This window comes from Nonomuraea deserti (assembly GCF_004348685.1).
Taxonomy (GTDB): Bacteria; Actinomycetota; Actinomycetes; order Streptosporangiales; family Streptosporangiaceae; genus Nonomuraea; species Nonomuraea deserti.
On the sequence record NZ_SMKO01000113.1, the window covers coordinates 22,959 to 29,925 of the forward strand.

A 6,967-nucleotide genomic window follows, 5' to 3' on the forward strand; every position below is an offset into this window, starting at 1 on the left:
CCTCGCCCACCGGAAGACCAGCTGCAAGATGTAGGGAGAAGGCCATGCTTGTCAGGACCCTGGAAGACGTCCTCGGCACATCACGCGATGTCGACTGGGGCAACGGCACTAGTCGCAGGTTGGTGGTCGCCGCTGACGAGCGGGGCTACGCCATCACCGACACCTACGTCCGCCCCGGCACGCAGACCTTGCTGCGCTTCGACCGTCATCTCGAAGCCTGCTACTGCATCGAGGGCAATGGCCGCGTGGAGACGACGGAGGGAGGATGGGACCTGCGGCCAGGCACCCTCTACTCGGCTGAACTAGGCGAGGAGCACCGTCTGCTGAGTGAAACGGGCATGAGACTGATCTGCGTGTTCAACCCGCCGTTGCGCGGCGACGAGCGTCACGACTCGAACCCCGACAAGCCATCAGGCTACTGAACGCGTCATGGACGTGGTCCGGGCTGAGCCAGCGGCAATCCTTCTCCCTCCAGGCACAAGACCGTGAGAGTGAGTTTGCTGAACGACGCCCTCGACGTGGGCCCTTAAGACAGTGACTCATTTGGTGAGTCGGCGGTAGCAAATGAGGGCTGCGGCGATGGCGACGAAGGCTGCGTAGTGGTCGGCCCGGCGTTCGTAGCGCCGGTGTAAGCGGCGGCAGCCGGCCAGCCAGGAGACTGTGCGCTCCACCACCCAGCGGTGGCGTCCCAGGCGCTGGCTGGACTCGATTCCGCGACGGGCGATGCGGGGGATGATGCCCCGGCCGCGCAGGAAGGTCCGCACGTGCGGGTAGTCGTAGCCCTTGTCGCCGTGGAGCTTGCCGGGTCGCCGCCGCCGGGGTCCGCGACGGGAACGGATGGGCGGAATCGACCGCACCAGCGGCTCCAGCGCCAGGCTGTTGTGAACGTTGGCGGCACTGATCGCGACAGCCAGCGGCAGACCGGTCCGTTCGGTGATGAGGTGGATCTTCGACCCTTTCTTGCCGCGATCGACAGGATTCGGGCCTGTCAGCTCCCCCCTTTGACCGCCCGGACGCTGACCGAGTCGATCGCGCACCGCGACCAGTCCAGCTCCCCGCGGGCGCCGAGCTCGTCGAGCAGGATCCGGTACAGCTTGGCCCACGCCCGCGCGGTACTCCACTCGGTGAAGCGGCGGTGCACGGTCTGCCAGGAGGCGCCGAAGACCGGCGGCAACTGCCGCCAGGCGCACCCGGTGGTCGCCACGTACACGATCGCCGCCAGAATCGTCCGGTCGTCCACCCGCCGTCGCCCGCCACCTTGCGGTCGCGTCGGCGCCGGCGGGACCACCCGCTGGAACAACTCCCACAACTCATCAGGCACCAGCCGTCGAAGGAACGCATCCACGACCGAATCAACGATCAACACCCAAATGAGTCACGGTCTTAGGAGAGCTCGAGCTGTTCGGAGGTCGCTATGTCTACTGATGGGTGATATGTGGCTGCCGCTGAATGTGTCGCGGTTACTCGACAATGATCTCCCGCCACCTATCACTCGACTTCTGTTTTACCTGGTCAGAACGACATTCGCCGCGAGTGTTCTGCAAGGTGTTCCCGCTTTCAGGTGCGGGTGCTTGATGGTGGTCAGCGTCGGTGTCCCTCGCGCTGGCTTGGTGGCGGTGCGGTGTGGTACCCGGCCATCCGGGTCGTGTCGGGAATCTCGCGGAGTGGATCTTGCGGAACTGGGTTGTAGGGGGCTTCGGGTGCGCCTGCCTGCTTTGACACGACTGGTGCTAACGGAGCCTGGCTTTCCCGTTTACAGAAAAGGATCTTTACTATATGCAGCGAACATGTGATGATCACTTGGTTTTGCCACATCTGTTCGAAAGGATCGAGTGGACATCACGAACAGCGTCTGGCTTATCCAGCCGGACGCGCCGCCGCGCTGCCCTGATCGCGGTCCTGACACTGCCGCTCTCGCTGATGAGCGCACCCGCGATCGCCCAGGGCCCCACGCCACCCTCGACCACTCCTACCCCCACCTCCACGACGGCGCGCAGCACCCCGGCCACGCCCACCAGTAAGGCGCTGGCGCAGGCCAAGAAGGACAACCGCCGCGTCGAGATCGAGTCGCTGCGCTCGGAGAACGCCACGTACTACACCAACCCCGACGGCAAGACCCTGCGCATGGAGCAGCACGAACAGCCCATCCGGGTCAAGAATGCCAAGGGCGACGGCTTCACCCCCGTTGACACCACGCTGGTCAAGAGCGGCGGTGTCATCAAGCCGAAAGTCGTCAAGGGTGATCTGACTCTTTCGGCTGGCGACGACGCATTCGTGCTGAAGAGCAAGGGCATCGAGGGATCGGCCACCATCGGTAGCCCCGGCGAACTCCCCAAGCCCACGATCGACGGCAGCACCGCCACCTACGCCTCGGTCTACGGCGACGGGATAGACCTGGTCGTCACCGCCACGGCGACAGGCTTCAAGCAGGAGATCGTCCTGCGTGAGCGGATCACCGAACCGGTCAGCTTCCGCATCCCTACGACGGTGCCGAAGAACCTGACCCTTGACAAGGACACCGCAGGCAAACCGGCGCTGCTCTCCCAGAGCAAGAAGCTCGCCGACCTGCCTCCGGCGCTGCTTCTCGACTCCGTCGCGACCGACCTCAACAGCGACATCGACGCGGGCAAGGTCGGCAAAGCCGCCGTCACACTGGACGAGGGTGCCTCGGCGCTGGTCTACACGCCCGACCCCGCTTACCTCGCAGACCCCGCCGTCGCCTACCCGGTCACGCTGTCCGCGTTCGACAGCGACTGGTGGGAGCCCGACGTGGGCAACGACACCTTCGTCAACAACGCCGACTACCCAGACGGCTACGCCAACAGCGGCCTGGACCGGATCCTCGTCGGCAAGTCCAATGGCGGCGCTGTCCGCTGGCGCAGCTACATTCGTTTCGACGAGTTCCCGCCCGACCACCCGATCCGGGGAGCAAGGGTCCAGAACGCAGACCTGGTCCTCTGGAACCACCTATCCAGCGACTGCGGCGAGTTCGTCGGATCCGGTGTCACCGCCTACCAGGTGACAGAACGCTGGGACGTCTCCACCTTGACATGGGCAAATCAGCCCCGCGTCACCCCCACAGGAGCAGACACCGAATACGCCGGCTACGCGGGCGAGAACTGCACCGGCGCCATGAACTATCCGTGGGACCTGATCCACTCCGTCGACGACATTGTGCAGACATGGGCGGACGGCGAGCCGAACTACGGCTTCCAACTCACCGCCGGCAACGAGTCAGACCTTAGAAACTGGCGACGCTACCGGACCAACGAGGCCGGCGGCTGCACCACGGCCCCGCGGCAAGACTGCCTGGGCACCCTCCACCCGCCCATCCTCACCGTAGACTTCGAACCGCCTCCGCCGCCGGTCGTCGATGGCTTCACCTTCACGTCACCCGACCCCATCACGAGCCTCCCGACGTTCGAGGAAGCCCGCGCCAGGTCGATCTATGAGCCCACGGGCAGCGAACAGACCACAATCGACAACACCTTCTCCGGCCAGATCGCGGGACAACGCGACGGGGAGCCATTCGAGGTGGTGGCGGACGAGCTCGATGTTTCCCCCGAGGGAAGCGACGGCGAAGACGGAACGGGTGAAGACACACGCGCGCCGCAAGTGGTCGCTGTCGAACCCGCGAATGGCGCCGTCGACGTACCCCTCGGCACCAAGCTGAAAGTCACGTTCTCCGAGCCGGTCGGCGAGGCCACCGCTCTGCTCAAGGATGCGAGCGGCGCCGAAGTGTCCGCGACAGTGGACTACGACAGCACCGGGACAGTGGCTACGTTCACTCCCGAGCGGCCACTGGATCCCGGAGCCGCATACACGGCAGTGGTTTCAGATGCGACCGACGTATGGGAGAACTCGATGTCTCCCTACACGTGGTCGTTCACCGCCGGCGGTCCAGACACGATGGCGCCGACGGTGACGGCGACGAACCCCACCACCGGCGCGACGGATGTTCTGGTCACAGCCCCGGTCACCGCGACGTTCAGCGAAGTAGTCACCGACGCCGAGTTCACGCTGAAGAACCCGGCCGGTACGGAGGTCGCCGGGACGACAGCCATGGATGCCGGTCAGAGGGTGCTCACCTTCACCCCGGCCCAGCCCTTGGCCGAGACCACCGCGTACACCGCCGAGGTGTCCGCGGCCGAGGACGTCGCGGGCAACCCCATGGCAGGGCCGTACACCTGGTCGTTCACGACCGGCGCGAAACCGCCAACCGGGCTCGTGGCTGCCTACGGCATGGACGAGGGGGCCGGGACGAGCGTGGGCGACTCCTCCGGCCACGACAACACCGGGACAGCCTCCGCCACGTCGTGGCAGAACGGCAAGTATGGCAAGGCGCTGTCGTTTAACGGCTCCTCCAGTTGGGTCACCGTCGAGGACGCCGCGTCGCTGCGTCTGACAACCGGGATGACACTCTCAGCCTGGGTCAACCCTGCCACAGTGGCTGACTGGAGCAGCGTGGTCGGCAAGGAACTGAGCGGGACCGGCCTCTCATACACGCTGTATGCCGCCACCGACCAATCGGCTCCGGGCGGATGGGTGCAAACCTCTCCCGACGATTCCTCGTACGTTGACGGTACGGTGCCATTGTCGGTCGAACCTGGAGCCACCTGGCGTTGACCTACGACGGCTCCGTGCTGCGGTTGTTCGTCAACGGCCAGCAGGTCGACGAAAGGGCACTGACCGGCAGCCTGTACGACGACGGCAGCCCGCTGCGGATCGGCGGTAACGAGGTCTGGAGCGAGTACTTCAGTGGCCTGATCGACGAGGTGCGCGTCTACAGTCGCGCCCAGAGCGCGGCTGAGATCCAGGCCGACATGAACACTTCCGTTGGCTCCGGCACCCCCAACCCCGACACGACGCCACCGACGGTCTCCGCGGTCACTCCGGCGGGTCAGGCCACGGACGTTCCCCTAACCACCCCGGTCACCGCGACGTTCAGCGAGGCGGTCACCGACGCCCAGTTCACGCTCAAGAGTCCGGCCGGCGTGGCGGTTGCCGGCACGACGGTGATGGATGCCACCCAGCGGGTGCTCACGTTCACCCCCGCCCAGCCACTGGCCGAGGCCACCATATACACCGGCCAGATGTCCGGAGCAAGAGACGGCGCGGGCAATGCCATGGCCGGGCCGTACATCTGGTCGTTCACCACGGGCGTGGCGCCACCGGGGGGACTCGTGGCGGCCTACGGCATGGACGAGGGGTCGGGACCACCGTGGGCGACTCCTCCGGCCGCGACAACACCGGAGCCGCCCGGGACACCACCTGGGTCGCGGGCAGGCACGGTACGGCGCTGTCGTTCAACGGCTTCTCCAGTTGGGTCACGGTCGAGCACACTGCGTCACTGCGCCTGGCGGACAGTCTGACGCTCTCGGCCTGGGTGCGGCCATCGGCGCTAGGGAATCTCTACCGCACCGTGCTCATGAAGGAGCTCGACACGGGCGGCGCCTACGGCCTGTACGCCTCCACCGAGTTCAGTGCCCCGGCGGGCTGGTTGGAGACCACCGAAGAGGCGGGCGGAGTCGGCGGCAGCAGTCCTCTGCCACTGAATCAGTGGAGCCATCTGGCGTTCACCTACTCCGACGGCACGGGCCGCCTGTACGTCAACGGCACCCAGGTCGAGCAGGCGTCATGGGCCGGCGACGTCCTCGACGATGGGGGAGCGCTGCGGATCGGCGGCAACGCCTTCTGGGACGAGTTCTACAGTGGTGTGATCGACGAGGTGCGCGTCTACAACCGCGCCCAGAGCGCGGCTGAGATCCAGACTGACATGAACACCCCCATCGGCGCTGTTCCGGTGGCACGGCGCGCGGCGTCCACCAGCGCCATCCCGGCCATTGAGAAACTGGAGGTCTCCGACGACAAGGGGCGCCACTCCGACGTTCACCGCCTGGGTGACGGACCCGCAGGGACGTCCGGCGACGGTGCAAGTGGAGGTCGCTCCGGAGCCGGACAAGTCATCGAAGCCCAGGTCGCCGAAGGCCGGATGGTCGGGGACCAAGGAGCTGACCTGGTCGGGCACGGTGACCGGCGAAGCTGACTCGTCGCGGCACACGCTGCAGGTGCCGTCCGGCAAGCTCAAGAAGGGCCAATGGATGCGGTGGCGGGCCCGCGCGACGGCTCCTGGCGCATCCGGTGTCTGGTCGGAATGGCAGACGTTCAAGGTCGGCGATGTCCGGTCGGATGAGCAGCCGCCCGCATCAGCCAACGCCCTCCAGGCCCCAGCCGTAGCTGCCAACTTCGGCTACAAACACCCGTCGTTGGAGGACTGCTACGCCACCACCCGGGCGCCCAGGTTCACCGACGCGTACTCGCGGATGCAGGAGCGCCCGCACTCGGCATGCTGGACCTCCTGGATCGGACACGGCGGATGGGAGGAGTACGACGACAACGGCGTCAAGAAGCGCAGGAACAAGACGGCCTGGTGGGTGAAACTGTTCCCGGGGCCGTTGAGAATTCCGGCGCAGGTGCTGGACAAGGTGACCGACGACGATGTGTTCACCTTCCGGGCGACCTGGGTGGCGCACACCTACATCGGCGATCACACCGGTAACGCCATTTACAAGGGCAGTGCTGACCAGGCCGGCCTGAAGCCGCAGAACATCAAGTTCTGGGTGAAGCTGACGGACTTCGGTGTCTGGAACAGAGGAGTGAGGCGCACCGAGCTGGACGATGATCTGAACGATGTCCAGATCGAATTCGATCTCGCCACGCAAGGATGCCGGATCCAGCAGGGAGATCCCACCCAGCTCAAGACGATCGAGAGCTGGCGTGCGACGCCGTATCTCGCGTATCTGATCAACACTCCCAAGCCTGCGTCGCATGACAGGGAAGTGAATCGCCCCGGCTTTGATGGAGACCTCAGCGGTTGATTGCTAGGGCTTCGTTGGGATGGTGCTGAGCGTAGTAGATCGCCTCGAACTCCTCGGGCGGGAGGTGGCCGATGGCTGAGTGCAGGCGG

At 65.8% G+C, this 6,967-nt stretch carries 6 protein-coding genes; 5 read left to right on the forward strand and 1 reads right to left on the reverse strand.

Features of this window, described 5'->3' with window-relative positions:
- Positions 1-44: 44 nt before the first annotated feature.
- Positions 45-422, forward strand: coding sequence for an ectoine synthase (locus E1292_RS31820; protein WP_132599583.1), 378 nt, complete (start codon positions 45-47; stop codon positions 420-422).
- Between the two features lie 117 nt (positions 423-539).
- Here the strand turns inward: E1292_RS31820 and E1292_RS31825 are convergent.
- Positions 540-1,345, reverse strand: a protein-coding gene (locus tag E1292_RS31825; protein WP_165974847.1) for an IS5 family transposase whose coding sequence is annotated in 2 segments (ribosomal slippage) — positions 540-994 and positions 994-1,345 — 807 coding nt in all. Because the reading frame shifts where the segments join, the coding sequence is not laid out codon by codon here.
- 575 nt (positions 1,346-1,920) lie between these two features.
- Here E1292_RS31825 and E1292_RS31830 point away from each other — a divergent pair.
- Genes E1292_RS31830 through E1292_RS31845 form a run of 4 tightly spaced genes read left to right on the forward strand, consistent with a single transcriptional unit; the run spans position 1,921 to position 6,878 of the window.
- Entirely contained in the window at positions 1,921-4,626 is a 2,706-nt protein-coding gene (locus E1292_RS31830) for an Ig-like domain-containing protein (protein ID WP_132599585.1), read from the forward strand.
- On the forward strand, positions 4,623-5,372 hold the full coding sequence (locus E1292_RS31835) for an Ig-like domain-containing protein (protein WP_132599587.1): 750 nt from the start codon (positions 4,623-4,625) through the stop codon (positions 5,370-5,372). Before E1292_RS31830 ends, E1292_RS31835 begins: the two co-directional genes overlap by 4 nt.
- Positions 5,369-6,046, forward strand: a complete 678-nt coding sequence (locus E1292_RS51515; RefSeq protein WP_246090472.1) for a LamG domain-containing protein — start codon at positions 5,369-5,371, stop codon at positions 6,044-6,046. The genes E1292_RS31835 and E1292_RS51515 overlap by 4 nt, the downstream gene beginning before the upstream one ends.
- Positions 6,030-6,878, forward strand: coding sequence for a hypothetical protein (locus tag E1292_RS31845; RefSeq protein WP_132599591.1), 849 nt, complete (start codon positions 6,030-6,032; stop codon positions 6,876-6,878). Before E1292_RS51515 ends, E1292_RS31845 begins: the two co-directional genes overlap by 17 nt.
- Positions 6,879-6,967 lie beyond the last annotated feature (89 nt).